The sequence below is a fragment of the Paenibacillus selenitireducens genome (assembly GCF_002021565.1).
Taxonomy (GTDB): Bacteria; Bacillota; Bacilli; order Paenibacillales; family Paenibacillaceae; genus Paenibacillus_K; species Paenibacillus_K selenitireducens.
Genome location: NZ_MSZX01000008.1, coordinates 21,158 through 46,951, shown reverse-complemented (window position 1 = coordinate 46,951; position 25,794 = coordinate 21,158). Strand labels below are relative to the sequence as shown.

Annotated in this window: 24 protein-coding genes; 20 read left to right on the top strand and 4 right to left on the bottom strand. The window is 48.0% G+C overall.

The annotated features are described in order from the left end of the window. The first annotated feature begins 92 nt into the window (after positions 1–92). The 11 genes from BVG16_RS19565 to bioC all read left to right on the top strand — a co-directional run bounded on the left by BVG16_RS19565 (position 93) and on the right by bioC (position 9,912). Positions 93–386 (top strand): hypothetical protein, encoded by a 294-nt coding sequence (locus BVG16_RS19565; protein ID WP_078500754.1) that lies wholly within the window; start codon positions 93–95, stop codon positions 384–386. 97 nt (positions 387–483) lie between these two features. Beyond that, a complete protein-coding gene (gene uvsE / locus BVG16_RS19560; RefSeq protein ID WP_078501136.1) occupies positions 484–1,461 on the top strand; it encodes a UV DNA damage repair endonuclease UvsE in 978 nt (325 codons plus the stop codon). A gap of 140 nt (positions 1,462–1,601) precedes the next feature. Beyond that, complete coding sequence (fabI, locus tag BVG16_RS19555) at positions 1,602–2,372, top strand: enoyl-ACP reductase FabI (protein ID WP_078500752.1); 771 nt, start codon at positions 1,602–1,604, stop codon at positions 2,370–2,372. 229 nt (positions 2,373–2,601) lie between these two features. Then, a complete protein-coding gene (locus tag BVG16_RS19550; protein WP_078500750.1) occupies positions 2,602–3,483 on the top strand; it encodes an inositol monophosphatase family protein in 882 nt (293 codons plus the stop codon). An 87-nt stretch (positions 3,484–3,570) separates the two neighbouring features. Then, positions 3,571–3,807: a hypothetical protein gene (locus tag BVG16_RS19545; RefSeq protein ID WP_078500748.1), complete on the top strand. Its 237-nt coding sequence runs from the start codon at positions 3,571–3,573 to the stop codon at positions 3,805–3,807. Positions 3,808–3,887: 80 nt separating this feature from the next. Then, positions 3,888–5,213, top strand: a complete 1,326-nt coding sequence (locus BVG16_RS19540; protein WP_078500747.1) for a stalk domain-containing protein — start codon at positions 3,888–3,890, stop codon at positions 5,211–5,213. 155 nt (positions 5,214–5,368) lie between these two features. Then, entirely contained in the window at positions 5,369–6,094 is a 726-nt protein-coding gene (gene bioD, locus BVG16_RS19535; protein ID WP_078500745.1) for a dethiobiotin synthase, read from the top strand. Between the two features lie 3 nt (positions 6,095–6,097). Continuing rightward, the gene (bioB, locus tag BVG16_RS19530) at positions 6,098–7,096 is read left to right on the top strand and encodes a biotin synthase BioB (protein ID WP_078500743.1); all 999 of its coding nucleotides are present in this window, start codon (positions 6,098–6,100) and stop codon (positions 7,094–7,096) included. 12 nt (positions 7,097–7,108) lie between these two features. After that, positions 7,109–8,296 carry an 8-amino-7-oxononanoate synthase gene (bioF, locus tag BVG16_RS19525; RefSeq protein WP_233147104.1) on the top strand — a complete coding sequence of 396 codons (1,188 nt, stop codon included), beginning with the start codon at positions 7,109–7,111 and terminating at the stop codon, positions 8,294–8,296. Between the two features lies 1 nt (position 8,297). Beyond that, positions 8,298–9,032, top strand: coding sequence for an alpha/beta fold hydrolase (locus BVG16_RS19520; protein WP_078500741.1), 735 nt, complete (start codon positions 8,298–8,300; stop codon positions 9,030–9,032). Next, a complete protein-coding gene (gene bioC / locus BVG16_RS19515) occupies positions 9,016–9,912 on the top strand; it encodes a malonyl-ACP O-methyltransferase BioC (RefSeq protein WP_078500738.1) in 897 nt (298 codons plus the stop codon). Before BVG16_RS19520 ends, bioC begins: the two co-directional genes overlap by 17 nt. A 52-nt stretch (positions 9,913–9,964) precedes the next feature. On the opposite strand, the gene BVG16_RS19510 is transcribed toward bioC, so the two are convergent. The 3 genes from BVG16_RS19510 to BVG16_RS19500 form a co-directional block, all read right to left on the bottom strand. Further along, positions 9,965–10,651 carry a TerC family protein gene (locus BVG16_RS19510; RefSeq protein WP_078500737.1) on the bottom strand — a complete coding sequence of 229 codons (687 nt, stop codon included), beginning with the start codon at positions 10,649–10,651 and terminating at the stop codon, positions 9,965–9,967. 283 nt (positions 10,652–10,934) lie between these two features. Further along, positions 10,935–12,245, bottom strand: a complete 1,311-nt coding sequence (locus BVG16_RS19505) for a glutamate-1-semialdehyde 2,1-aminomutase (RefSeq protein WP_198957505.1) — start codon at positions 12,243–12,245, stop codon at positions 10,935–10,937. 47 nt (positions 12,246–12,292) lie between these two features. Further along, positions 12,293–13,363, bottom strand: coding sequence for an LCP family protein (locus tag BVG16_RS19500; RefSeq protein WP_408635359.1), 1,071 nt, complete (start codon positions 13,361–13,363; stop codon positions 12,293–12,295). Between the two features lie 162 nt (positions 13,364–13,525). Here BVG16_RS19500 and BVG16_RS19495 point away from each other — a divergent pair, with 162 nt between their 5' ends. The 4 genes from BVG16_RS19495 (at position 13,526) to bcp (ending at position 16,828) form a co-directional block, all read left to right on the top strand. Beyond that, positions 13,526–14,572: an ABC transporter ATP-binding protein gene (locus BVG16_RS19495; RefSeq protein ID WP_078500735.1), complete on the top strand. Its 1,047-nt coding sequence runs from the start codon at positions 13,526–13,528 to the stop codon at positions 14,570–14,572. Then, positions 14,565–15,359 (top strand): ABC transporter permease, encoded by a 795-nt coding sequence (locus tag BVG16_RS19490; RefSeq protein ID WP_078500734.1) that lies wholly within the window; start codon positions 14,565–14,567, stop codon positions 15,357–15,359. Before BVG16_RS19495 ends, BVG16_RS19490 begins: the two co-directional genes overlap by 8 nt. 4 nt (positions 15,360–15,363) lie before the next feature. After that, a complete protein-coding gene (locus BVG16_RS19485) occupies positions 15,364–16,149 on the top strand; it encodes an ABC transporter permease (RefSeq protein ID WP_078500733.1) in 786 nt (261 codons plus the stop codon). 211 nt (positions 16,150–16,360) lie between these two features. Further along, complete coding sequence (gene bcp / locus BVG16_RS19480) at positions 16,361–16,828, top strand: thioredoxin-dependent thiol peroxidase (RefSeq protein ID WP_078500732.1); 468 nt, start codon at positions 16,361–16,363, stop codon at positions 16,826–16,828. Between the two features lie 575 nt (positions 16,829–17,403). Here bcp and BVG16_RS19475 read toward each other — a convergent pair. Then, complete coding sequence (locus tag BVG16_RS19475; protein ID WP_078500731.1) at positions 17,404–18,009, bottom strand: DedA family protein; 606 nt, start codon at positions 18,007–18,009, stop codon at positions 17,404–17,406. 163 nt (positions 18,010–18,172) lie between these two features. Between BVG16_RS19475 and BVG16_RS19470 the strand changes: the two genes are divergently transcribed. The 5 genes from BVG16_RS19470 to guaA all read left to right on the top strand — a co-directional run bounded on the left by BVG16_RS19470 (position 18,173) and on the right by guaA (position 25,782). Continuing rightward, positions 18,173–19,393: a polysaccharide deacetylase gene (locus BVG16_RS19470; RefSeq protein ID WP_078500730.1), complete on the top strand. Its 1,221-nt coding sequence runs from the start codon at positions 18,173–18,175 to the stop codon at positions 19,391–19,393. A gap of 98 nt (positions 19,394–19,491) precedes the next feature. Further along, positions 19,492–20,481: an AAA family ATPase gene (locus tag BVG16_RS19465; RefSeq protein WP_078500729.1), complete on the top strand. Its 990-nt coding sequence runs from the start codon at positions 19,492–19,494 to the stop codon at positions 20,479–20,481. Next, positions 20,478–21,722: a DUF58 domain-containing protein gene (locus BVG16_RS19460; RefSeq protein WP_078500728.1), complete on the top strand. Its 1,245-nt coding sequence runs from the start codon at positions 20,478–20,480 to the stop codon at positions 21,720–21,722. Before BVG16_RS19465 ends, BVG16_RS19460 begins: the two co-directional genes overlap by 4 nt. Further along, positions 21,709–24,147 (top strand): transglutaminase-like domain-containing protein, encoded by a 2,439-nt coding sequence (locus tag BVG16_RS19455; RefSeq protein ID WP_158081729.1) that lies wholly within the window; start codon positions 21,709–21,711, stop codon positions 24,145–24,147. Before BVG16_RS19460 ends, BVG16_RS19455 begins: the two co-directional genes overlap by 14 nt. 96 nt (positions 24,148–24,243) lie before the next feature. Further along, positions 24,244–25,782 carry a glutamine-hydrolyzing GMP synthase gene (gene guaA / locus BVG16_RS19450; protein WP_078500726.1) on the top strand — a complete coding sequence of 513 codons (1,539 nt, stop codon included), beginning with the start codon at positions 24,244–24,246 and terminating at the stop codon, positions 25,780–25,782. Positions 25,783–25,794: the final 12 nt, after the last annotated feature.

Below are 25,794 nucleotides of genomic sequence, written 5' to 3'. Positions count from 1 at the left end.
ATAAATTGCAACGTTTTTACACGGTGATGATAAGCAGGGGAGTTCGAACTTCCCTGTTTTATTTTTAAATTAGATACGAGGAGGACATGTCCATGGGATTTCAAACCGAATTTAATTCTGTCTGCAAATTCAAGTCAGATCAAGAGTTGTACGAGCTGTTGGAATACGGGAAAGGCAAAATGATGAAAAGCGGGTTCCGCGTATTTCCTGCGGGTCAGAAGGTCATTGCTTATACGCCGGATAATCAAGCAATTGCGATCGTCAAAATTGTCGCATCAATCGCGGAAATTAACTTCCAGGGTGAAGAAGTGACACAGGTGGAAATGGAACTGATTCGCAAATTGAACGAAGAAGAGGCACGTGTTCAGACGGCGTTAGCCTATTAGATGTTTTTTGGAGATCCCGATAAGAAGTAGTGCGAAATGGGGCAGACTTATACCTATCATCTGATGTATAAGGAGGACCTATACGTTGACAAGGCCCCTGATCGTTCGCTTTGGCTATGTTGCGATGTCCACGATTATTAAGAATGCTTCGCCATCCCGCACGATGACGTATACCCATTTCGCTAAGCTTGAAGATCGTGAGGCGGGCTTGCATCGGCTTACGCGCATTGCAGAAGAGAATCTGAATAATACCCTGCGACTCTTGAAGCATAATCGAGCGTCTGATATTCATCTTTATCGGATGTCATCGAAGTTGATTCCGCTAGCCACACATCAAGAGCTGCAGGATTGGGACCCGTTTCCGTATTTGGCGCCCGCGTTTCAGGCTATTGGGGATTATGCGAAACAGGCAGGAATACGACTGTCCTTTCATCCCGATCATTTTACGGTGTTAAGTACCCCTCGAGAAGAAGTGCTTCACAATTCCATCCGGGACTTGGCTCACCATGTACGGATGCTTGAAGCGATGGGGATGGACGAGCATGCGAAGAATAATATCCACATCGGGGGAGCCTATGGGGATAAAAAGACGGCCGGGGAGCGCTTCATTCACAATTTCTTAGCGTTGACGCCACGCATTCAACGACGTCTTACGCTAGAGAACGACGATAAGACGTTTAATGCCGTTGAGACCTTAGAGGTGAGCGAGAAGCTCGGTGTGCCCATGGTGCTTGATATTCATCACCAATGGGTTAACAATGAGGGAGAAGCACCGATGGAGCTCTGGCCGCGCATTCAAGCGACTTGGAAGGAAGCGCATTCTACGCTGCCGCCTAAAATTCATGTATCCAGTCCCAAAAGCGAGAAAGATATTCGCGGGCATGCGGACTATGTGGATATCGAACCTTTGCTTGCCTTTTTGCGCGGCATTGCAGCGTCGGAAACGCATGTGGATGTGATGATTGAGGCGAAGATGAAAGATGAGGCTCTGTTCAAGCTCATGGAGGATATGAAAAGCCGTGTTCATGAGGGTGTGCATATCGTTGACCAGGCCACTGTCGAAATTGAGCCGTAAACATGATATAACGTCGAATATGGCCCCAATACTTGAAATTCGCTAGAAAATAAGGTACGTTGGACAAAGAACTGTAAGATTAGATTGTTTCCAATTGCAGGGACAAGCTATTCGAATCGGTGAGAGGAGGATTTTTTAGAATGAGTCAATTATTAGAAGGTAAAAATATCGTGGTTATGGGTGTTGCGAATGATCGCAGTATCGCATGGGCCATTGCACAATCGCTAGCAGCGCAAGGCGCGCGTCTTGCATTTACATATGAAAGTGAACGGGTGCAGGAGCGTGTCGGCAAATTAGCGGCAACCATCCCGAATTCCATTCTAGTGCCTTGTAACGTTACCGTCGATGAGGATATCGATGCGTTGGCGGCCCAATTAAAAGAAGAATTCGGCGTGCTTCATGGCGTCGTTCACAGTATTGCATTCGCGAAGACAGAAGAGCTTGAAGGCATGTATGTGAACACATCCCGCGCAGGTTTTGCCTTAGCGATGGATATCAGCGCTTACTCTCTAGCAGCTGTATCCCAACGCTTGTATCCGTTAATGACGGAAGGCGGCAGCATCATGACGATGACTTACTTGGGTGCTGAGCGCGCGATGAAGAACTACAATGTGATGGGTGTAGCCAAAGCTGCGCTTGAAGCATCAGTTCGTTACTTAGCGAATGACTTAGGTCAATTCAACATTCGTGTTAATGCAATTTCCGCAGGCCCAATCCGTACGTTGGCCGCCAAAGGAATCAAAGACTTCAACTCCATCTTGCGTGAAGTGGAAGAAAAAGCACCTTCTCGTCGTACAACAGAAACGGCAGAAGTTGGGGACACAGCGATGTTCTTGCTTAGCCCATTGTCTCGCGGTATTACAGGTGAAATTATTTATGTAGACGGCGGTTTTAATATTGTCGGTGTTTAAGTAGATCATTGTGAAGTGCAATGGGGATGAAGTTCGTTTCTGCAAGGCGTATCGCGCTTTCTAAGGAACGGACTTTTTTCCGCTTTAGCTTCGCAGGATTCCGTGAAGTTGGACAACCTAGATGGCATGAGTTGGTTTTTGACCGCATATGGTAATCTTGGCGAAACTTGCTGACGTGCGAAGCGTATAATTTTAATGTATGAAGATTCAGATTCAATAGGAAAGTAGAGTGAATGCCTTGAATCAAACGAACCCAAATCAAGAACCGTATATTGTTAGCAGTAAGAGTTTCACCGCTGTTGCGATCAATTGCGCAGCGAAAGCGGGAGAGTGGATTAAGAGCAAACTTGGAAGCTATGAAAAATTGGATATAAAAGTATCAACCCATGACCTTGTCACAGAAGTGGATAAAGGCGCAGAAAAACTCATCCGTCGCTTGATTTTGACGCATTTCCCCGATCATGCGTTTCTCGGTGAAGAGAGCACAGGAATCGGAGCGGCTGCGGCTGCTTCCGCACTTCATGATGTAGAAGAGTCGGAATATTTATGGATTGTGGATCCGATCGATGGAACGACGAATTATGTCCACGGCTTGCCTCTCTATTCGGTATCCATTGCGCTTGCTCATAAAGGCGAAATCATTGTAGGTGTCATTTATGATCCTTCTCGCGATGAGCTGTACGTAGCGGAGAAAGGCAAAGGGGCATACGTGCATGGTGTGCCTATGAAAGTATCCAAGGAGCAGAAGCTGGAAGACAGTCTGATTGCTACAGGTTTCCCGACGGAACAAACGGTGTTGCTTCCCCTGAACTTAGCAGGCATCCAAGCGGTTGCACCGCGTGTACGGAATATCCGTACCATCGGTTCTGCTGCATTGAGTCTAGCCTATGTGGCTACGGGGCGTCTGAGCGGCTTCTGGGAATTGAACCTGAATGCATGGGATTTAGCTGCAGGGATGCTGCTGATCCAGGAATCAGGCGGTCGCGTGACCGACACAGCGGGTAACCCGTACCACCTCGGCGTTCGGAATGTGATTGCTACCAATGGGCATATTCATGATGAATTGCACACGGTACTGGAACAAGCCAACGTAACGGGGATGGACTTGTAACAAGATCTTTCCAGGATCAATAATTCGATTGGATGAAGCGAACAACTAATCGTAAAGAAGTTAGATTACGAAAGGTGGTTTCTACCCATGGATCAAGAACAGAAACAACGTGCTGCCCAAGATTTGGAACAGCAATTAAGCGATCTATTGACGGAAGGCGAAATGGAATCGGTCGATCGGAAGGCCCGGGAGCGACAGCAAATTTCACCGAAATATGAAATTCGAATTCAGACAACGCACGATCCTGTGGCAGAAGAGACGAAGATATACCGCCGAATGGCGAAGGAAGTGGATCGACGCTACGATCGGTACGTTGAGGAATAACAGAAGGGTAAGGACACATGATTCGTTCATGGGGACTTACCCTTTTTCTCATGTATTCCGACTTGGAGACTATGATATAATTGGCAAATAGTAGAGAATTTGAAAGCGTAGGTGAGCGTGTTTTGTTATTACGGCAAAGAACATGGAAGACTTGGATTGCTGCGGGCGCAGCATTATGGCTCAGTATCGGCAGTGTGGTGGGGAGTGCAGCCGCAGCACAGGAACAGCCGAATACTGCTGCAACACGAAGCTCGGCAGCATTCAACATGGTGTCACTTGGCGATTCATTAACGGTAGGCTTTGAACCGCAGCTCCTGAATGAGAAGAATCCGCTACCTTACGGATTTATGGATCGAGTCTTGGAACAGGCGTTATATCAGGGACGTGCTCATTTGAGCAACTATGGTATTCTTGGTCTAACCAGCGAAGGACTTAGAAATTATGTGAAAGCCGTCTCGACGGATCAGGCATTTCGGTATCAAGATCTGAAATCGGTAGCTGAGGATCCGCGTGCGAGTATGATCGAGAGCAGCGCTGCCCAAGCGAAGCAGGACATCATCAACGCGGATGTCATTACGATTACGATTGGCGGCAATGACTTTGGGGCGTTATTAGCAAGGATCGGTGCAGCGAGTGAAACCGAAGGCAATACGATAGTTCAAGAACTATTGAAGCAGTATACAGCGAATGTGACTGAAGTATTGCAGGACCTTACAAAGCTGAACGGGGACGCGCAGATTGTGATTGCCGATCAATATCAACCGATGCCGAATTTTCAAAAAGGAGTATACAATCGCCTGATGGCAGCAGCGGATCAATTCACGAAGAACGTCGATGAACTCGCCAAGTCCATGGTTGATCAGGGCGCAAAGGTGAAGGTAGCTCATGTTGCCGAGCAATTCAAGGGCAAGGAAGGCGAATTAACGCATACGAACCTGATGGAGCAGGACATCCATCCGACCCAGAAAGGTTATGAAGTGATGGCGAAGGTATTCGCAAATACGATCTGGGGAACATATCGCCAACCGAAAGTGGTGGTAGATAGAGGTCCAGCAACGATCGTCGTCAACGGACAGGAATTGAATACGAAGAATCTCCCGGTCATTCGGGATAATCGAACTTTCGTAGCAATCAAGGATATCGTCGATGCGCTAGGCGCTACATCCCAATGGGACAATAAAACGTCGACCGCTATCATTACATACGGGGATCGGGTGCTTACACTGCCGATCGGAGCGAAATCTGCACAAGTTAATGGACAGACATTAGCCGTAGATGCACCAGCATTTTTGTACAAAGTAGGGAAAGAGCAGAAGACTTACGTGCCATTGCGACTACTTGCTGATGGACTAGGATTTCAAATCGAAAATCGTACCAAAGCGCATACTGTATTCATTAATCCATAATTGTATAAAAGTGCAAATTAAAACTTCCGTCATGGCGTGGTCACACACACCTGTACGGAAGTTTTTTTGCGTGCAGCTATTCCAATTGTCAACCTCATCAAATATAATAGGTTGACAATTAAAACGTCATGAACCACAATGTGAGGTGTTAACGATTGAATAGAAATCGTGGTTGTTTTATTACCGGAACAGATACGGATGTAGGGAAAACCCAAGTTGCTTATGGGATTGCAGCTGCATTACAGAACATGATGGGGCATGATGGAGTCCGATTATGGAAGCCGGTACAGTCAGGGGTAACCGTTGGATCTGTGGATGCAGACAGCTACAGATTATGGAGAGGGAGCGGGATTCGTCATCAGTCCGAATCGGAGATGGTCTCGATTACCTTGCCGCTGCCATTGGCACCATGGATTGCAGCAAGAGCGCATGGCTGCCTTATCCAATTTGATGCATTAGTTCAAGAAGGGCATCGAAAGTTATCTGAAGATAGGTATTGGATCATAGAGGGAGCAGGCGGATTAGGTGTTCCGCTCACAGATCAGCATCTCATTGCAGATTTAGCTCAGGAATTGGCTTTACCGTTATTGATCATCGCAAGAAGTGGATTGGGTACGGTAAATCATACCTTGCAGACCATCCATTTTGCGCGTCAGAAGGGCTTGGATATTGCAGGGGTAATTTTAAACGGATATCAAGAAAATGAAGTTGCACAGGTCATGAACAATGCCATGATGATTGAGCATTTTGGAGGTGTACAGGTCCTTGGGATTTTACCTTGGATGCCCGAAGAACGAACCGATACTTGGTACGCTGCGTGGGCTGCCTGTATTGGGAATCGCGTGAATTTAGAACAAATTATCGGATTAGAGAGGGAGTAGAAAATGAGTACTGTAGGGATCGCAATTGATTGGAATACATATGCAGACAAAGCACTGCGAGGTGAACTTTTAACAGAACAAGAAGCGTTGTCGGTGCTTGAGGCTGATGATGATGAGCTGCTAGCCATCCTGCAAGCGGCGTTTCGGGTTCGTAAGCATTATTTTGGCAAGAAGGTCAAATTGAATTTAATTATTAATGCCAAGAGTGGACTATGCCCAGAGGATTGCGGTTATTGTTCTCAATCTATTGTATCGAAGGCGCCGGTGGAGAAATATCCATTACTTGAGAAAGACGTTCTCGTGGATGGCGCGCGTAAAGCGATGGAGATGCAAGCAGGGACGTATTGTATTGTGGCAAGCGGCAAAGGTCCCACGCCACGGGAGTTGGATCACGTTATCGCTGCGGTAGAGGAAATTAAATCGACGATGCCGATGAAGATTTGCGCATGTCTCGGCATCTTATCACAAGATCAAGCGAATCGTCTAAAATCAGCCGGCGTGGATCGCTATAATCATAATTTGAATACGAGTGCAGGTCATTTCGCTCACATTACATCCACGCACACCTATGAAGACCGGGTAACAACGGTGGATCACGCCAAAGCATCCGGCATGTCCCCTTGCTCTGGATGTATTGTTGGGATGGGAGAGTCCCAAGCAGATGTTGTTCAAGTAGCGTATGCGCTGCGTGACTTGGATGCGGATTCCATCCCGGTAAACTTTTTGAACTCCATTCCGGGTACCCCATTAGAGACACTGAAGCATCTGAATCCACGGTATTGTTTGAAGGTGTTAGCCTTATTCCGTTTCATCTGTCCTACCAAAGAGATTCGGGCTTCGGGTGGCCGCGAAGTGAATCTGCGTTCTTTGCAGCCCCTTGCGCTCTACGCTGCAAACTCTATTTTTGTTGGGGATTATTTAACGACCGAAGGTCAAGAAGCAACAGATGATCATCGCATGATTGAGGACTTAGGCTTTGAGATTGAGCTATGCGCGTTGTAGGGGGCTTAGGGCATGCAAGAAACTAACGCGAAGTGGAGCTGGATGCAGGAGGAGTTAGATCGGTTAGAGCGTGATCATTTGACCCGGAAGCTCGTACCCGCGATTTTGCAGCCGCAGGGTTGGATGGAACGTGGCGGGCGTCGATTGTTGAATTTAGCGTCCAACGATTACCTCGGGTTTGCATCAGAAGGATCTTCGATCGGGATGCATGCAGAGTTCGGAGAAAACATGCGGAGCGGAGCCGGGGCGTCAAGGCTGATAGTCGGGAACGATCCCATATATGAGCAGTTTGAACAGGAGCTGGCAGCGTTCAAAGGAACTGAGAGCGCATTGATCTTCAGCAGTGGTTATATGGCGAATGCAGGCGTGATTCCGGCCTTAGTTGGACGGCATGACATGGTATACAGCGACAGGCTTAATCATGCAAGCATTGTGGATGGCATTCTGTTGAGCCGTGCCAAGCATGTCAGATTCAGACATCGCGATCTGGATCAGCTCGAGCATCAGTTACTGAAAGCGCCGAAGGGATGCCGGAAGCTTCTGATTACGGATGCGCTGTTCAGTATGGACGGCACGATGGCACCGCTTCAAGAGCTCGTCTTTCTGAAAGACAAGTACGGAGCCATACTCATGGTGGATGAAGCGCATAGCGGTGGAATCTACGGAGAAGCCGGGCAAGGCTTGGTGCATGCGATGCACCTACAAGATCAGGTTGAAATACAGATGGGCACGTTCAGCAAAGCCTATGGTGGTTATGGTGCATACATCGCTGGAGATGCCGTATTAACCACGTATTTAGTCAATCGTGCACGTACTTTGATATATAATACAGCGTTGCCGCCGATGGTATTGCATGCGGTGCGTACAAATTGGATTCGTGCCCAGCAGGAGAGCTGGAGGCGCGAACAGCTTGTTCATCGAGCACACAAGTTCCGTACGGATCTCCAAGCTGCTGGGTTTCATACGGGGGATTCGGAAAGTCATATCATTCCCTTGATCATTGGGGATAATGCTCGTGCCGTAGCCTTTAGTCAAGCCTTACAGGACGTAGGGATTGCATCGGTTGCCATTCGCCCGCCGACAGTTCCTGAAGGATCGGCAAGGCTTCGATTTACCGTGATGGCTGCACATCGGGAAAAAGATTTATGTTGGGCTGTCGAGCAAATTACAGCGGCAGGGAAGCAAATGGAGTTGATATAAAATGGGGAAAAAGTTGTTATGGATACATGGTTTCGGAACATCGCCAGCAATTTGGAACGGTTTCGAACAGGAGCTAGATGGGCTGGAGCATGATTTTATTTGTTATGATCGATGCAACACCGTTGAAGAACTTCAACGGACCGTGCGGCAAGCTGTATGCCGTCTTCTGATAGATCCCAGTACAGAGGAATTGCATGTCGTTGGATGGTCGATGGGAGGCATGCTCATGATTGATGCGCTGTACCAAGCAAGTATGCAGGATCAAGACGTATTAAAGAAACTTGGGTCCGTGATCATGGTATCTTCATCGCTTCAATTTACATCAACCGATCGGCAGCAGGGATGGCCTCGGCGGATCGTAGAACGCATGCAATTTCGCCTTCAAGCAGATCCTGGATCTACAGTAAGAGATTTTCATGCCTTATTGCAGATGTCCTCGGATGATGCCGAGGGTCTTCGTCATGACTTTACCAGGGAAGGACTGTCCGCTGCGCTTCAGTACTTGCTAGAGGTCAACTTGCACATGCCATGGAAATATCTTCGGGAACAAGGCCAACGCATCTATTGGATGCACGGGATGCTGGATGATATCTGTCCGATCGGTGCGATGCCGGCGGATTTGCTGTCGCATGAAGTTCAACGTATGGAGGGTGTAGGACACGTCCCCTTTTATCATCAACGGGATGTATTTTTAACGACATTAAGGAGATGGATAACCGATGCGAGCATCTCTTGAAATAGAAATGGATAAAGAACGCGTTCGTCGTAATTTCAATCGATATGCCGAACAATATGATCATTATGCCGTCGTGCAGCGATGGATGGGGGATGAACTCTTGCGTCATATCATGGCGGCTCCCATGCAGCGGCCTCCGAGGCGAATTCTTGAAGTCGGATGTGGGACAGGGGCTGTGACCCTTCAACTGCTTCATCAATATCCTGAAGCACATCTTACGGTATTGGATCTTTCAGACCGAATGATCGAGGAGACAAGGAAGCGCATAACACCGGGGGATCAAGCCCGGATGACATGTCTTGCTCGGGATGCGGAATCCTGGGCAAAGGAACAGGAAGCTATCATGCATGAGGCAATACCGATGCAGGAGAAGGGCTATGATCTTATTGTCTCCAATGCAACGTTTCAATGGTTCAACCATCCGGCAGAAACTTGTCAGGCACTGGTGAAGTTATTAGAGCCGAATGGAGTCATGGCTTTTGCCACGTTCGGTCCGCAAACCTTTCATGAGCTGCATGATTCCTTTGCCAGGGCGGAACAAGAACTATCATTGACTCCTACCCCTCACGGTCAGTCGTATTTAGATGAACGAGCTTGGCATGACATTTTTACGGATCATGAAGGTCCCGCGAGTGAGGGTCTATTCCATTGGAAGGAATCGCTCTATGTGATGGAGTATCCTCAGGTCGAAGATTTTCTGTACAGTGTGAAGCGGGTGGGGGCAGGCAATGCGGTTCAGCGTTCATGGCAGATGAGCACAAGCCGAGCTTTGTTCCGAGCTATGGGAGAACAATATAGACAGAATTATGCTGCAAGCAGTGGCACGGGGATTCAAGTTACATATGATGTAGGGATGGGAATGTATCTGCATAAACAATAACGGCACTAAGAACTCCAAGAAGCTGGAGCTCGAAGTGCCGTATAGCATGTAATTATGCTTGCGGTTCAGCCGCTGGCTTTAGCGATCTGCGCCGTTTTACAATTAAACCTGCACTTACAACCAGAATAATGACGAGAATTTCAAAACCATACTTCAGGACAGGATTCGTGAAGAAATCCTTCATGAACGATTCGCCAACGATCATTTTGGAAGCCGTCCAAGCAAGTACCGCAGAGCCGACGGTGATGATTGCCGGATATTTCTCAATAAACTTAAGCACGATTGTACTTCCCCAGACTACGATAGGAACCGAGATCGCCAAGCCAAGGATAACCAGCAAGAAGCTATCATGCGCAGCACCTGCAACAGCAAGTACATTATCTAGACCCATTACCGCATCTGCGATAATAATGGTTCGAATGGCAGCCCAAATGCTTCCGCCAGATTCGACGTTATGATCCTTCTCTTCAACCATGAGCTTGAATGCAATCCAAATCAGAATAAGTCCGCCTGCAAGTAAAAGTCCAGGAATCTTCAATAACCAAACCACGAGTAGTGTTGCGGTAGCACGAATGGCTATCGCCCCGACAGTTCCCCAAATGATCACTTTCTTCTGTTGACTCTTCGGAAGATTACGCGCTGCCAGTCCGATCACGATCGCATTATCTCCGGCAAGTACCAAGTCAATCATGACGATGGCGAATAGAGCCGACCAAAAATCAAGTGAAAAAAAATCCATCTTTCCATTCCTCCTATAATAGTGAATAACATAAAAAACGCCGTTACCACCTACGGTAACAGCGTCAAAGTTCCAAAAATAAGAAAGAGACCTTTACCATAGGTGGCAAAGGTCTCGCAAAACAACATGATCGTTGCCAATAAAGCCGAGGATGAAATCCCGTAATGACGACTTTACTGTCTCTTGCTACTCCCCTTTGGAGACGTATTAAGTTGTTTATATCCTATCATATCCAGCAGAATGAAGCAATCTCCCAGATATAACAATTTACATCATTGCCTAATTATCGTGACATTTGGTAGAAGGCATGATCGGCAGCTTGGATTGTTCTGGCAATATCGTCCTCGGTATGTTCTGTTGTAAGGAACCATGCCTCATATTTCGAAGGCGCTAGGCAAATGCCTTGCTCAAGCATCTCACGGAAGAAACGTGCGAACATCTCGCCGTCAGAAGTTTGTGCTTCCTCATAGTTTGTCACAGGATGGTCGCAAAAATGCGTCGAGAACGAACCGCGGATCCGATTAATTGTCAATGGCATGCCGTGCTTCGCGGCAGAGGTTTCTAAGCCGTCGACAAGTGCGGCTGCAAGGGCGTCCATACGCTCGTATGTGCCTGGCTTTTGCAGCACTTCGAGACAAGCAATCCCTGCTGTAATGGAAGCGGGATTACCCGCCATCGTCCCCGCTTGATAGGCTGGGCCGAGTGGGGCAACTTGTTCCATCACCTGTTTTCGACCGCCATAGGCACCAATCGGCAAGCCGCCGCCAATGATTTTGCCGAGTGCAGTTAAATCAGGCTCAATAGCTGCAAAATCATCGAATGCTGCGAACGTCTGCGCGCTGCCGTAATGGAATCGGAATGCGCTAATCACCTCGTCGTATATCACAAGTGCTCCGAACTGCCGGGTTAAGCGACATAGTCCTTCCAAGAATCCAGGAGCCGGCATAACCATACCGAAGTTGCCGACGATCGGCTCGACCATGACAGCCGCCACATCATCGCCCCAACGTTCCAAGGCGACTTGTAATGCATCAAGATCGTTAAACGGCACGGTAATGACTTCCTGGGCAATGGTGGCAGGAATACCTGCACTATCCGGAATGCCTAGCGTGGAAGGACCTGATCCTGCGGCGACTAGCACTAAATCGGAATGGCCATGATAACAGCCGGCAAATTTGATAATTTTATTACGTTTTGTATAAGCACGAGCCACACGAATGGTTGTCATCACGGCTTCCGTACCTGAATTTACGAATCGGACTTTATCGAGAGAAGGAATCGCGTCTTTTAACATCTTGGCAAATGTAACTTCTAACGTCGTCGGTGTCCCATATAAGGTACCATTTTGCGCTGCACGTGTGATCGCTTCCGTTACATGCGGATGCGCGTGACCTACAATAATCGGTCCGTAAGCGGCCAAATAGTCAATATACTTATTGCCGTCAATATCCCAGAAATAAGCACCTTGTCCGCGTTCCATAAAGACGGGGGCGCCACCGCCAACCGCCTTAAAAGACCTGGAAGGGCTGTTCACCCCACCGACGATATGTGTTAAAGCTTCCTGATACCATTGTTCAGAACGTACTCGATTCATCGAAATTCTCCTTCTTTCTTGTTCCTACATATTCTGTCATCCAGCCGCTACTTTGAAGTTGAGCTGGTTGAATTGCTCTGGTTGCTTGAATTGCTGTCTGTCTTCGTCTGATCTGTGCCCGTTCCCGAGCCGGTTCCAGTACCCGTGCCATCCGTTGGCGTGGCAGGAGGTGCTGTATCCTTGGTGAACGTTTCCTGAACAAAATCCTTCAGCGCCTGCTCATTTTTAATACCGATAACAGCGGCTCCGCCGGCATTATCTTCACTGATAAGCTTCATTGGCGGGATTTGCTCGCTGCTGCCGATCTGGCTATCATACCCTAATGCTGCAAGCTTCCACATATCGTCGATGTTTAAATTTGTTTCAATAAACGGATTCACCTTCTCGAGAATATCTGGCAGCTTCATGATCGACCATGTGGTCTGCATCTTAGACGCTACCGCTTTGAGGAACTCCCGTTGACGTTCCGTCCGCGTGAAGTCGGACATCGCATCATGACGGAATCGAACATATTGTAATGCCGATTTCCCATCTAGATGCTGCATGCCTTTCTTCAAATCAATGTCATACTCATGTTTATCTGCTTTACTGCTGTATTTCATATCTTTTTCTACATAAAAGTCGATGCCGTCAATGGCGTCAATAAGTGCGATAAATCCTTTAAAATCGACATAAACATAATATTGAATCGGTACACCCAGCAAATCGCTTACGGTTTTCATTGCTAGATTCGGCCCGCCATAGGCAAGAGCCGCATTAATCCGTTCTTTGCCATGACCCGGGATATCTACGTACGTGTCCCGCAGAATGGATAACAACGTTCCCTTTTTTGTAACGGGGTCCACGGAGGCGACGATCAGAGAGTCCGAACGAGGAACCTCATTCTTCTGCATGCCGCGTGAGTCTCCGCCCATGAGTAATATATTAACGCGCTCCGTACCTGTCCATTTCGGAGCAACTTCTTCCTTACTATTATTCGTAAAAATAGAGTCCTCTGGCTTTTTATTCAAATTATCCAAACTATGATAGACCCGGTACGTATAGATTCCTACAAAAATCAATACAATAGCCAGTACTGCGATAATGGAGCCTGTAATCCATTTCGCGCGTTTGCTCATCTTTTTCATAAGACGTTGCATTCATCCCTTTCTGTTCTCTTTCGAATAAAATGGTTTTGCATAATAATCTATTTAAAGTATCATTACATTATAGATTTTTTTTTGGTGAAAAATCAAATTAATTGTCGGATTTTAGGCATTGTTCCAGGAGGTTACAACATCGTGTTAGCGATTGATGTGAAAGATTTAAGGAAAGAATTTAAGGTTCAAAAGAATAGAGAAGGTCTGAAAGGCGCGATGCTGGACTTGTTCCGCAGAGAATACAATCAGGTCGCTGCCGTGAAAGATATATCTTTTCAAATTCCACGGGGTGAGATTTGCGGTTACATTGGCGAGAACGGGGCAGGCAAATCGACGACGATCAAAATGTTGACCGGCATTCTTGTGCCGACCTCAGGTGACATTCGCGTGAATGGCTTCATTCCTCACCAAGAACGCGAGAAATTCGTACGAGGCATCGGCGTCGTGTTCGGACAACGCAGTCAATTGTGGTGGGATATCGGCGTAATTGAATCCTTTCAACTGCTTCGCAAAGTCTATCGCGTGCCCGAGCAGGAATTTAAGAAACGCTTGGACGAATTAGTCGAACGTCTCCAACTACAGGATTTATTAAATCGTCCGGTGCGCAAGTTAAGCTTAGGACAGCGTATGCGCTGTGAGCTGGTAGCTTCTTTGCTGCATAACCCTTCCATTGTATTCTTGGACGAACCAACGATCGGGCTGGATATTGTCGTGAAGACGGAAATTCGCGAGTTCCTGAAGCAAATGAACCAGCGATATGAGACGACGATTCTTTTGACCACGCATGACCTGCAAGATATCGAAGCCTTATGCTCGCGTGTGATTATGTTGGATGACGGCAGAATTATTTATGACGGCGGTCTTGAAGAACTGAAGGCAAAATGGGGCAAAGGGCGTGAGGTTCACTTCCAATTTGCCTCGCCATTCATCATGGATCAATTGCAGATGCTTACCGCTGGCCTTGAAGTCGCGTGGACAGCCGAAAATGAATATACCGCCAAAGTGTGGATTCCGCTCGAAGTGAATGTCTCAGATGTGCTGAGCCGTGTGGTGGGAACGACGGAAATCACCGATATCAAAATCGTTGAGACGAACACGGATGATATCGTACGCGAGATTTATAAGTCGGGTTCAGCGGAGGAACCGAAAGAGCACCTACTGCAAGAGGAGAAGGTGTCGAATGCTTAGCGCTTATTTGGATTTCATTCGTATTCGATTTCTCATGATGCTCGCGTATCGCGTGAACTACTACAGCGGCATCTTAATCTATACGTTAAATATTGGGGTGTACTATTTTACATGGCAAGCCATTTATGGGAGCCAGACCGTGCTGGGCGGCTTTACGGTGGATCAAATGACAACCTATGTGGCCGTGTCTTGGATGGCAAGAGCGTTCTATTTCAATAACCTGGATCGCGAGATCGCTAATGACATACGTGACGGCAGTGTAGCCATACAGTTCATCCGACCTTATAACTACGTCATCGTCAAAATGATGCAAGGACTCGGTGAAGGGTTATTCCGCCTAATCCTCTTCATGGGACCCGGGATGATCATTGCATGCATCTTATTCCCCGTTAAATTACCGACGGACCCCGCAGCATGGACAGCCTTTTTATTTATGTTATTAATGAGCTTTCTAATTAATTCGCAAATCAATATTTTTACCGGGCTGCTATCCTTCTTCGTGGAGAATAACGAAGGCATGATGCGCATGAAGCGCGTACTCGTGGACTTATTTTCCGGCGTAATTGTTCCGATTACCTTGTTCCCGGGCTGGTTATCCGGAATTATGAAATTTCTACCTTTCCAGGCGATCACGTTCTTGCCAAGCTCTGTCTTTACAGGGCGAATCCAAGGCGTGGGTATTTGGCATGTGCTCGGTATCCAGTTGCTGTGGTTTGCGATTCTAATCATACCGATATTGTTGATGTGGCGCCAAGCGCGGCATCGTCTGTTCGTGCAAGGGGGTTAAGCAGATGTATTATGGATCTCTCGTGTGGGAGTATATTAAGAATTATTTGAAAACACGACTGACCTACCGCGCCGATTTTTGGGTTGAAGTGCTGTCAGATTTGCTGTTTCAAGCAACGAATTTAATTTTTATCTTGGTGATATTTCAGCACACGGATACGCTTGGCGGATGGTCAGAGGCAGAAGTGATCTTCGTGTATGGTTACTTTATGATTCCTTACGGAATTTTTAGCTGCTTCATTAATTTATGGGGCTTCAGTGAAAGGTATATCGTCAAAGGGGAGATGGACCGTGTGCTCACGCGGCCCGCGCACAGTCTCTTTCAAGTGATCCTAGAAAATATCGATCCGCCGTCGCTTATCGGTTCATTCGTTGGAGCGGGTATCATGGCGATTTGTTGGTCACAGCTCGGCATTCCCTTTGGGATCGTAGAGTTACTCGTGCTGATGTTAATGGTCTTGGGATCGGTGATGATCTATGTTGGAATTTACACCGCGTTGACGGCGATCTCCTTCTTCTCCGATGCACCGACGGGCATCTTGCCGTTGATGTTCAATATTCAAGGTTACGGGCGATATCCTGTAACTATTTATAACCGCGTGATTCAAGTGATCTTAACCTGGATTATTCCTTTTGCCTTCGTCGGCGTGTATCCGGCAGCGTATTTCTTGGATCAGAATATTACAAAATCCTTTGCGTTGTTGACCCCGGTGATGGGGATGATCTTCTTAACCGGCGGTATTCTGGTCTGGAACTACGGCGTGCGGAGTTACCGTGGGGCGGGATCGTAGGGGCCACTGCGTTACTGATGACGACAACCTAGCGGAGAGGCTGAAATCGTTCTGTAGAAGCGGCAGCGTTCGCCTTTGTCACCGGATTTCACCCTTTACAGGGCTTAGATCATGAAGAAATCTGGTGACAAGAGCGATTGGAAGGACGATTCAGACGCAGCGGACTTATGAGCATCGCACGCAATCGACATCATCCCAAGGAGGGTACAACATGGCTGATTTACAATTGGGACAACCTATTCCTGACTTTACATTGCCCGCATCGAACGGGGAGAATGTCTCCCTAAGCGATTATCGCGGGAAGAAGCTTGTCATTTATTTTTATCCGAAAAGTTCGACACCCGCGTGTACGCAAGAATCTTGTGACTTTCGGGACTTTACGGGGGAATTTTCGAAGTATAATACCGAAGTGATTGGTATCAGCGGCGACGCGAGCAAGTTGCAGTTGAAGTTCATTGCGAAGAACGAGCTGCCGTTTTTGCTGCTGGCCGATACGGAGCATGAAGTATGCCGATTGTTCGGCGTATGGCAATGGAAAAAGCTCTATGGACGGGAATTCGAAGGCATTGTCCGATCTACCTTTGTGGTGGATGAGGAAGGCAAGCTTGCGGCCGAATGGCGCAAGGTAAGGGTGAAAGAGCATGTTCATCAAGTGCTCGAAGCCGTGAAACAGATGTAAATATAACGAAAAAGGATGGATCAGCGGGTGCTGCTTCATCCTTTTTTTTTACGATAAGAAGGCATTAAGGTTCGAGAGGTTGGCGAAATCATTAGAGGGATGACATCATCATATTGTATGTTATACAACACAAGACTAGTAGATGGCCATACTTATATTGTTGTTATTTTTACAGCAATTCCTCCTGGCGAGGGGAACTGTGCGCGGTGCGAAAAACCCCGTGCGGGAATGTTATTAACCATAACGATGATGAAGATGAAGATGGCTATGTTGGATAAATCCAATAGCTTTAACGGATTTGCCTATATTTAAGCGTCTATAGTGTATATTTCCAACATACTAGGATGAAAAACACCAATAATCCTCAATTCGTGAATCCTATCCTGTATTCATCCAACATAGATGAGTAACGAAGCTCATCCAGACGTCCTATCCTGTATGAATCCAATATAGATGAATATAAGGCTCATCCGGATGAAAAAATCGAGGAAGGCTCGCTTACCACAATTGGTCGCTCATTTTCGAAAAGCCGAGGGTAGAGGTTTTCTCATCGTCATCGATTCTATAAGGATTTGCTATTTGTTGAACCATGCACGGATTCCTTTACGGTATCGATAACCTAGTAGGAGTACGAGGAGAACGACGACAGCAATCGCAATATAGAGGGTATAATGCTCTGCCACTTTGAACACAGCATCCCACTGCGGTCCGAATATTTTACCGACACCGATAAATATAATGACCCAGAACAAAGCCCCCGTATAGGCATAGATGGCAAATTTGCGGAATGGAAGACGAATGATGCCTGCGAAGTACCCGGTGATATGCCGAATTCCCGGGATGAAATACCCGATGAAAATGAGACCATTTCCATACTTTCCGAACCAGCGCTCGGTCTTTTGGATTTTTTCCGGACTCAAGAGGAACCACTTGCCATATTTACGTACGAAAGGCATCCCGATGGAATGCCCGATGGCGTAGGTAATGGTCATGCCTATGGTAGTGCCAGTGAACGCCAGGATCATGAGAAGAACCCAATTCAGCTGATCTTGATACGCTAAATAGCCCGCGTAGGCCATCGTGGTCTCACCTGGAAATGGCAAGGCGATAAACTCGAGGAGCAGACCAAAGAATAATACATAATACCCGTAATCATGGAATAATTGCTCAATGTGATGCATAGGAACGATCCATCCTTTACGTATTTAATCTGTCGAATCACTTACGAATAGGAGATTTCTATTATAACGCAATTCATATCATTTCCATTGTCATAGTCTCTCATACTTCTCCATATACTCTAGCAGATAATCAATTGCATAGAAATATATGGGAGGTAAGTGAATGAAGAAGCGTGGCAGCAGTAGACAGCCATTGACATGGAATTGGATGCGGTGGGGAAGTGTATGGTTGTTCTTGATCTTGATCGGAAGCATGCTCTTACCGCAAGCAGCTCTTGCGCAAGAAGCAGCAGGTGAATCCGAGAAGAAAACCGTCTACTTAACCTTTGACGACGGACCGAGCAAAAATACGCCAGACGTTTTAAATATATTAGCCAAAGAAAACATCCAAGCTACGTTTTTTGTCCTGGGGAATGAGGCGGAATCACATCCTGACCTCATCAAACGCATCGTGAACGAAGGGCATCAGCTTGGCAACCATACCTATAATCATCAATACAAGTCCTTGTATACGGATTTCCGGGAGTTCTGGCGACAGATCGTGAAGACGCAGCTGATACTGGAACAAATCGTAGGCCAGCGTCCTGCGCTTCTGCGTGCGCCGGGTGGAACCTACGGCAATTTTGATGCGAATTATTTTACGTATTTGGCGGAAGCCGGGTTTGCGGTCTATGACTGGGATGTGGACAGCGGGGATTCGAAACGGCGTAACGTTCCAGCTTCAGAGATTATTCAAGAGGTGAAGAAGAGCTCGTTGAAAAAGAATTTGGTCGTATTGCTGCACGATGGGTCAGGGCATGGCGAGAGTGTGAAGGCCTTGCCTTCAATCATTAAGTACTATAAGGATAAAGGCTATCAATTTGCTGCGATTCCGTCGGATATGAAGCCCGTTCAGTTCCGCCTCGCGAGCACATCCAAATGGAAAAAGGCTGGCATCTCGCTGGACACAGCAGAGGAGCTGTTAAGGAAGAGTGTCGCGGCATGGCCGAATGCTGCAGGAGAGCGTGCTAGTACAATCACCGCTTTACATATTCAACGAGGCAATACAACGTGGCAATTAAAACCGGGGGAGTTCAGATACTTGGAGGATCAGTATTATGTGCAGTTGCGGGCATTGACGGACCAGATGGGTGGGAAAATAGGATGGGATGCGAAGACGCAAATCGCTTCGGTCGAAGTAGGGACGATTCGGGCAGAGATTGATCTGAAGCAGCATATGGCAACGGTCTACTTACCGAGAGATGAGAAGCTGCATATTCCCATAGATATACATATGGATTCGAATACAACGCAAGTGAATCTACGAGATTTCATGTCCGTCTTACAATATCATGTGCTTAGCTATGCGGAGGAAGATCAGAAGCGGTTGATCCTTGTGGAGTAATATTCTATGAATCTTGAAGGTCTAAATCTATGAAGACATGGCGAAACTATTAGAAAGTATGCTCATTTCTAATGGGAATGGAAAGAGAGGAATCAGCCATGTCTTATTCAATTCTATCGAATGATGAACGGCCTGTAGAATTTATTGAACAAATGATTACACGCGTTGAGAGCGTCATGATCGGCAAACGGGATGCGATCCTAAAGACGTTCCTAGCGATGCTGAGCGGCGGCCATGTCTTGATCGAAGATGTGCCAGGGGTAGGAAAAACGATGCTGGTCCGCGCCGTTGCGCAATCCATTGGCTGTTCGTTCCAACGGATTCAATTTACGCCTGATGTTCTGCCTTCGGATATCACAGGCGTGTCGGTGTACAATCCAGCGACCCTCCAGTTCGAATATCGCTCAGGCCCATTGATGGCTAATTTAGTGCTTGCGGATGAGATTAACCGTACGTCGCCGCGCACCCAGTCCGCCTTGCTGGAAGCGATGGAAGAACGCCGTGTCACTGTCGACGGCGTGACCCGCCGTTTGCCGGAGCCCTTTATTCTGCTTGCGACACAGAATCCGCTGGATTTTGAAGGCACATACCGGCTGCCGGAGGCGCAGCTGGATCGTTTTCTGCTCCGGATCAAGCTCGGCTTCCCGGATCCGATGCAGGAGGTGGAGCTGCTGAATCGCATGCAGCAGCTCCACCCGATTGACTCACTTCGGCCCATCGTGATGGCCGAAGACATCGTGCGCATGCAGCGCGAAGTCCGCGCGGTGCATGTCGATGAAGCGATCAAGCACTATATGGTGCTGATCGCTCAGTCCACGCGAGCGCATGCAGACATTGCGCTCGGGGTGAGCCCCCGCGCATCCCTCGCGTGGATGCGCGCAGCGCAGGCCCATGCCTATATGCATGGGCGCGCCTATGTCGTGCCTGACGACGCGAAGGAGACGGCAATGGCCGTCTTGGCGCATCGTCTCGTGCTGTCGCCGCAAGCCCGCATGATGGGCGTGCCGGGCGAGGAGCTGCTCGCGCATCTTATCGGTCAGGCGCCTGTGCCGATGTTCCGATCGGAATCGGGGGCGAGACGAGGATGAGTGCATTCATGAAAGGATTGGCGGCGCTAGCTCTATGGAGTGCCGCTATGGCATTGGCCTTATTGCGAAACGGAACGGTGGAATGGTTTCTATTCACCGTATTTTCGTGTTTGTTCGGCTGGGGACTGCTCATACATACGCTTGCGCTGCGCAGCATACGCGTGGAACGGCGTCTGGAGCGAGATCGAATCCATGCCGGAGATCGCTTTGTCGTAACGATGACGGTGACGATTCGTTCATGGATTCCATTATTATGGATCATGATCACAGATCGCATCGATGATGTACGTCCTCGCTCATCGGACGGGGACGATGGGGAAGACATCCCGCGATTCGCTGCAGAGCATACACGGCTATTCATGCCGGGATTCCGTCAACAATTTACGTATGCCTATCGTATTGGTGGATTGGAACGGGGGAGATACCCTTTTGCACCATTGGAAGTGAAGACAGGCGACTTATTCGGTTGGTTTACGAAGAAGAAGTCAGCTGCAGCTCATGAATCCTTTCTCATCTATCCGGCGCGTATTCCTTGGACGCATTGGCTTACCGGGTACACCGTCCCCTCCTTAACAGCAGAACATAGCATGCAGCGTTTGGGCGTTGATTCTCCCTCCCTCGGCTCAGATATCCGCGAATATGTTCATGGCGATCCGTGGAAGAGGATTCATTGGAAAAGTTCCGCGAAGCAAGGACGTTGGCAATTGAGGCTTCCGGATCAAGAGGGAAAGGCTTATACCTGCTTTGTCTTTGATGCGGCATCAGGACATCATCCACGGTTTGAAATGGCGGTTGCTTGGACGGTCGCTCGATTAGAGCAGCTCTTAACGGAGGGAACGGAAATTTCTTTTGTAGGTCATCAAGCGGATGGACGAAGAACACATTGGATGAAGGATTATCTGCATGAAGACATGATGAGATATTTCGCAGAGCTTCAACCCGAGGGTCAGGCATCATTGTTGACTGCGGTTCGTCACACGGCCATGCGAGAACCGCGGGAGACGACATTCATCATCGTATCGGAAAGGTTGGACCGGGAAACAGCGGAAATCTCGCAATGGCTGACATCTCGCGGATTTCAGTTGGAATGGGTGTGGATTATGGCTCAAGATATCCTCTCCCAGGATGAGCAGGAGTGGATGGATCGCGTTCAGCGCGTTGGGGGACTCGTATATCGCATCGAACCGAGACGGGTCCGGCTGCCTGCGCATCAGGGAGGTGCCGAAGATGTCAGTGCCTAATTCCAGTCGTTTCATTCGTCATTCGGTGATCTCGATCTTATTGTTCGGATTATTCGCTGAATGGCTTATTCCGCTCTACCAGATTCAAGCGGATATGCAATTTTATCAGATCACACCGTTATTCGTGGCATTGGTTTGTTTTCTTGTGATCGGATGTCTACGAATGCACGCCATCGTGCAGGTAACCTTGCAATTGACGGTATGCGTCGGGACGTGGGTTGCGGTCTATGCGACCGCGGGGCAGTCATGGCTGAATGCGTTGAATCACCTGATCACCACGATCGGGACGGATATAAACCGGCTTATCCATCTGGATAGCGGGGGCTTCATCAATAGCGGCGAGCTGCGTACGGCACTCTTAATTCTAGGCTGGGCGATGCTCGTGACCTCCGTACAGTCGTTAGCGCTGCACAGGCAGAGCAGTATGTTGTTCATCGGGATTACGCTCATATACCTGTTGATATTGTTATGGGGATTCGGCATCGATACGACAGCGGGATTTATTCGCGCGGTAGCGGAGTCTTTGCTCTTACTTGCTTTGTTAAGGATGACTGCGATGGAGAAATGGGGGGATTCCGAACAGAAGACTGCTTCCACGTCCCATCATCCTTTGGGTTGGCCCGGTCGATGGATGGCAAGTGCGATCGGGATCGTGGCCGTATGCATCCTAGCAGGGTTCTTGTTGTCTGAGCGAACCGGTGCCAAACCTGCAGAGCCTATAACATGGAATTTTTCTATGGCGAGCTTGGAGAAATGGGCTTCGACGAATTTAGGCGATCGGGTTACCTCATGGATGGGACTTACCTCGCCATTGTCGAAGACGGTATCGCTTGCGAATGGGGCAGCCGAAACAGGGTATAGCGAGAATGACACGGAACTTGGCAGTGCACTCGTTCCCGATACCGCCATCGTATTTCAGGCCACAACACCTGTAAGCACCTATTGGCGCGGAGAGACGAAGCGTACCTATGATGGACGCGGTTGGTCAGCTGCCGTGGAAACTTGGACAGACGTGGATCAGAATGGGAAAATGCCGGATTTCTCCGTGGATCGTTCGGAGGAAAAGGGCGTGTCCACCATGATCAAACAGTCCATTCGATTTACATCGAAGGATTCGGGGGCTGCTTTGAATGGCACCATCTTCACGGGCGGAGATATGGAGCAGATTATTCAGTTGTATTTTGCTGCGAATAAGCTGGGTTCAAGAGCAGGGACGACCGCTGCCCAAACGCAGGCAACCGTTCAATCCAATGCAGAGGGTCAAGCTTACCGTGTCAATGCGGGCTCACAAGGGGTGAAGCTGGCCGGATATGATATCGATGTTCGCGTGCCGACACCCAATGATGTTGATTTACGTACCCGCAACGGGGCGGATCCTCAAGAGATTACGAGCAATTATCTTCAATTACCAGCATCATTGCCATCCCGAATATCGGAATTAGCTCGGCAAATCACGGTAGGACAGACGAATCGATTGGATGCGGTCAAAGCGATCGAACAATATCTTCGGACATACTATAGTTATACCCTTACGGATACCTCTGTGCCGGCTGCAGGCAAGGATTTTGTGGATGACTTTTTGTTCACGCAGAAAAAGGGTTACTGTAATCATTTCTCGACAGCTATGGTCGTGATGCTAAGAACGCAGGGCATTCCTGCCCGCTGGGTTAAAGGATTCGCGCCTGGTGAGTCATCCTCAGAACAACCTAATGTGTATACCGTACGGATGCAGGATGCGCATTCATGGGTGGAGGTGTATTTTCCAGGCAGGGGTTGGATCGCATTCGAACCAACACCGGGATTTCAAGCAGGAGATCAGGAGAAAGGAATTGGTTCTGAACAAGTAACGGCCGTTCAGGCTCCGAAATCCGATACATCTGACCCTGAGAATTTCAAAGGGTTGTCTGGTAGCACCGCTACAGTGACCGCACCATCAGTGAAGCAAGAGAGCTTCTGGACAAGCGCGATGCATCGCATTCAAGAGAGTTGGACGAATCTAAAGGATTGGTTCATGCCCGCTATGCAGTCGGTTGTAGGGCCATGGGTGTGGATATCTACGGTTTCCGTGGCATTCTTGCTGTTAGGGATCATGTTATTGCAACGCTATTGGCTGGAAATTCAGTTTCAATGGGCTATCTATCGTTTTCAATCCTCGCATCAAGATCCAACGCGAATTGAGCGCGTAGCCGCGCTTTTATGGCGCAAATGGGATCGCCAGTACGGAGCGAAGACAGCGGATATGACGATGCGTGAATATATTAAGCGGTTGGAAGGCAAAGCTGACAAGGAGAAGGCGGTCTTATGGCAGCTTGTGTATGCCATGGAGCAGATTGCATTTAATGATCAGCATTGCGATCGAGTCACGAGACATCGGTTCATTCAGACCTGCCGACGCAAAATCGAGGTTGAACGTTCGAGACTATAAGTCCTAAGAAAGCCTATAATTCAAGCGGACTTGCCTTGACGGTAGGAATTGACCTTTCGTATAATTAACTTCATGAATTGAGGGAGGCACGTTTAAATGAATAAACCGAATGAAATTATCGTTGTTCTTGATTTTGGAGGACAATACAACCAGCTTATTGCTAGACGTATTCGCGACTTAGGGGTATACAGCGAGCTGTTGCCGTTTAATACTTCTGCAGAACGTATTCGTGAGATTGCGCCAAAAGGCTTAGTGTTTTCTGGTGGTCCTGAAAGTGTGTATGCAGAAAATTCACCACAAGTGGACCCAGAAATCTTCGAATTAGGAATTCCAATTCTTGGGATTTGTTATGGTATGCAGCTGATGGCGCATCAGCTTGGAGGAAAAGTTGAACGTGCTAACAAACGTGAATATGGAAAATCGGATGTAGATTTTGTAGCGGATTGCCGCCTGATTCAGGGGTTGGACCGCAAACAATTGGTATGGATGAGCCATGGTGACCATGTGGTGGAGCTTCCAACTGGATTTGAAACAATTGGCAGCTCGGAGCATGCTCCGATTGCATCCATGAGTCATCCGGAGAAAAACTTCTTCGCGGTTCAATTCCACCCGGAAGTACGTCACTCTGTATACGGTAATGAAATGATCCGTAATTTCTTGTACAATGTTTGCGAATGCGCAGGCAACTGGAGTATGGAGACATTCATCGACGATACGATTCGCGATATTCGTAACCAAGTAGGAGATCGCAAAGTATTGTGCGCATTGAGCGGCGGCGTAGATTCTTCCGTTGTTGCGATTTTGCTTCACAAAGCTATTGGCGATCAATTAACTTGTATGTTCATCGATCACGGTCTGTTGCGTAAAGATGAAGGCGAGAGCGTCATGGAGACGTTTGTCGGCAAATTCGATATGCATGTCGTGAAAATTGATGCTCGCGATCGTTTCTTGTCCAAGCTTGCTGGCGTATCAGATCCAGAACAAAAACGTAAAATTATCGGTAACGAATTTATCTACTGCTTCGATGAAGAATCGAAGAAATTGGGTCAATTCGATTTCTTGGCACAAGGTACGTTGTACACGGATATCGTAGAAAGCGGAACAGCGACAGCGCACACGATCAAATCGCATCATAATGTTGGCGGTCTGCCAGAAGACATGCACTTTGAGCTTGTTGAGCCGTTAAAAGCATTGTTCAAGGATGAAGTGCGTAAAGTCGGTTCTGAATGTGGTTTGCCGGATGCGATTGTACACCGTCAACCATTCCCAGGTCCGGGTCTAGCGATCCGCGTATTGGGCGAAGTAACGGAAGAGAAGCTTACGATTGTTCGTGAATCGGATGCGATTCTTCGTGATGAGATTGCAAAAGCAGGTCTTGACCGCGAAATTTGGCAATACTTTACAGCGTTGCCGAACATGAAGAGCGTTGGCGTTATGGGTGATGCGCGTACGTACTCCTACACGGTTGGTATTCGTGCCGTAACTTCCATCGACGGCATGACAGCGGACTGGGCACGTATCCCTTGGGATATTCTTGAGAAAATCTCTGTTCGTATCGTCAACGAAGTCGAGAACGTCAACCGTATCGTGTATGATGTAACGTCCAAGCCGCCTGCAACGATTGAGTGGGAATAGGAAATAGAATAA

What these genes read in the sequence shown, in the direction of transcription:
- BVG16_RS19520 (WP_078500741.1), top strand. Translation starts at nt 8,298, where the DNA reads ATGGGGAAAAAGTTGTTATGGATACATGGTTTCGGAACATCGCCAGCA.
- guaA (WP_078500726.1), top strand. Translation starts at nt 24,244, where the DNA reads ATGAATAAACCGAATGAAATTATCGTTGTTCTTGATTTTGGAGGACAA.
- bioB (WP_078500743.1), top strand. Translation starts at nt 6,098, where the DNA reads ATGAGTACTGTAGGGATCGCAATTGATTGGAATACATATGCAGACAAA.
- BVG16_RS19465 (WP_078500729.1), top strand. Translation starts at nt 19,492, where the DNA reads ATGTCTTATTCAATTCTATCGAATGATGAACGGCCTGTAGAATTTATT.
- BVG16_RS19470 (WP_078500730.1), top strand. Translation starts at nt 18,173, where the DNA reads ATGAAGAAGCGTGGCAGCAGTAGACAGCCATTGACATGGAATTGGATG.
- BVG16_RS19455 (WP_158081729.1), top strand. Translation starts at nt 21,709, where the DNA reads ATGTCAGTGCCTAATTCCAGTCGTTTCATTCGTCATTCGGTGATCTCG.
- BVG16_RS19500 (WP_408635359.1), bottom strand. Translation starts at nt 13,363, where the DNA reads ATGAGCAAACGCGCGAAATGGATTACAGGCTCCATTATCGCAGTACTG.
- BVG16_RS19545 (WP_078500748.1), top strand. Translation starts at nt 3,571, where the DNA reads ATGGATCAAGAACAGAAACAACGTGCTGCCCAAGATTTGGAACAGCAA.
- BVG16_RS19475 (WP_078500731.1), bottom strand. Translation starts at nt 18,009, where the DNA reads ATGCATCACATTGAGCAATTATTCCATGATTACGGGTATTATGTATTA.
- BVG16_RS19485 (WP_078500733.1), top strand. Translation starts at nt 15,364, where the DNA reads ATGTATTATGGATCTCTCGTGTGGGAGTATATTAAGAATTATTTGAAA.
- BVG16_RS19460 (WP_078500728.1), top strand. Translation starts at nt 20,478, where the DNA reads ATGAGTGCATTCATGAAAGGATTGGCGGCGCTAGCTCTATGGAGTGCC.
- BVG16_RS19505 (WP_198957505.1), bottom strand. Translation starts at nt 12,245, where the DNA reads ATGAATCGAGTACGTTCTGAACAATGGTATCAGGAAGCTTTAACACAT.
- BVG16_RS19490 (WP_078500734.1), top strand. Translation starts at nt 14,565, where the DNA reads ATGCTTAGCGCTTATTTGGATTTCATTCGTATTCGATTTCTCATGATG.
- bioC (WP_078500738.1), top strand. Translation starts at nt 9,016, where the DNA reads ATGCGAGCATCTCTTGAAATAGAAATGGATAAAGAACGCGTTCGTCGT.
- bcp (WP_078500732.1), top strand. Translation starts at nt 16,361, where the DNA reads ATGGCTGATTTACAATTGGGACAACCTATTCCTGACTTTACATTGCCC.
- BVG16_RS19565 (WP_078500754.1), top strand. Translation starts at nt 93, where the DNA reads ATGGGATTTCAAACCGAATTTAATTCTGTCTGCAAATTCAAGTCAGAT.
- BVG16_RS19510 (WP_078500737.1), bottom strand. Translation starts at nt 10,651, where the DNA reads ATGGATTTTTTTTCACTTGATTTTTGGTCGGCTCTATTCGCCATCGTC.
- fabI (WP_078500752.1), top strand. Translation starts at nt 1,602, where the DNA reads ATGAGTCAATTATTAGAAGGTAAAAATATCGTGGTTATGGGTGTTGCG.
- bioF (WP_233147104.1), top strand. Translation starts at nt 7,109, where the DNA reads ATGCAAGAAACTAACGCGAAGTGGAGCTGGATGCAGGAGGAGTTAGAT.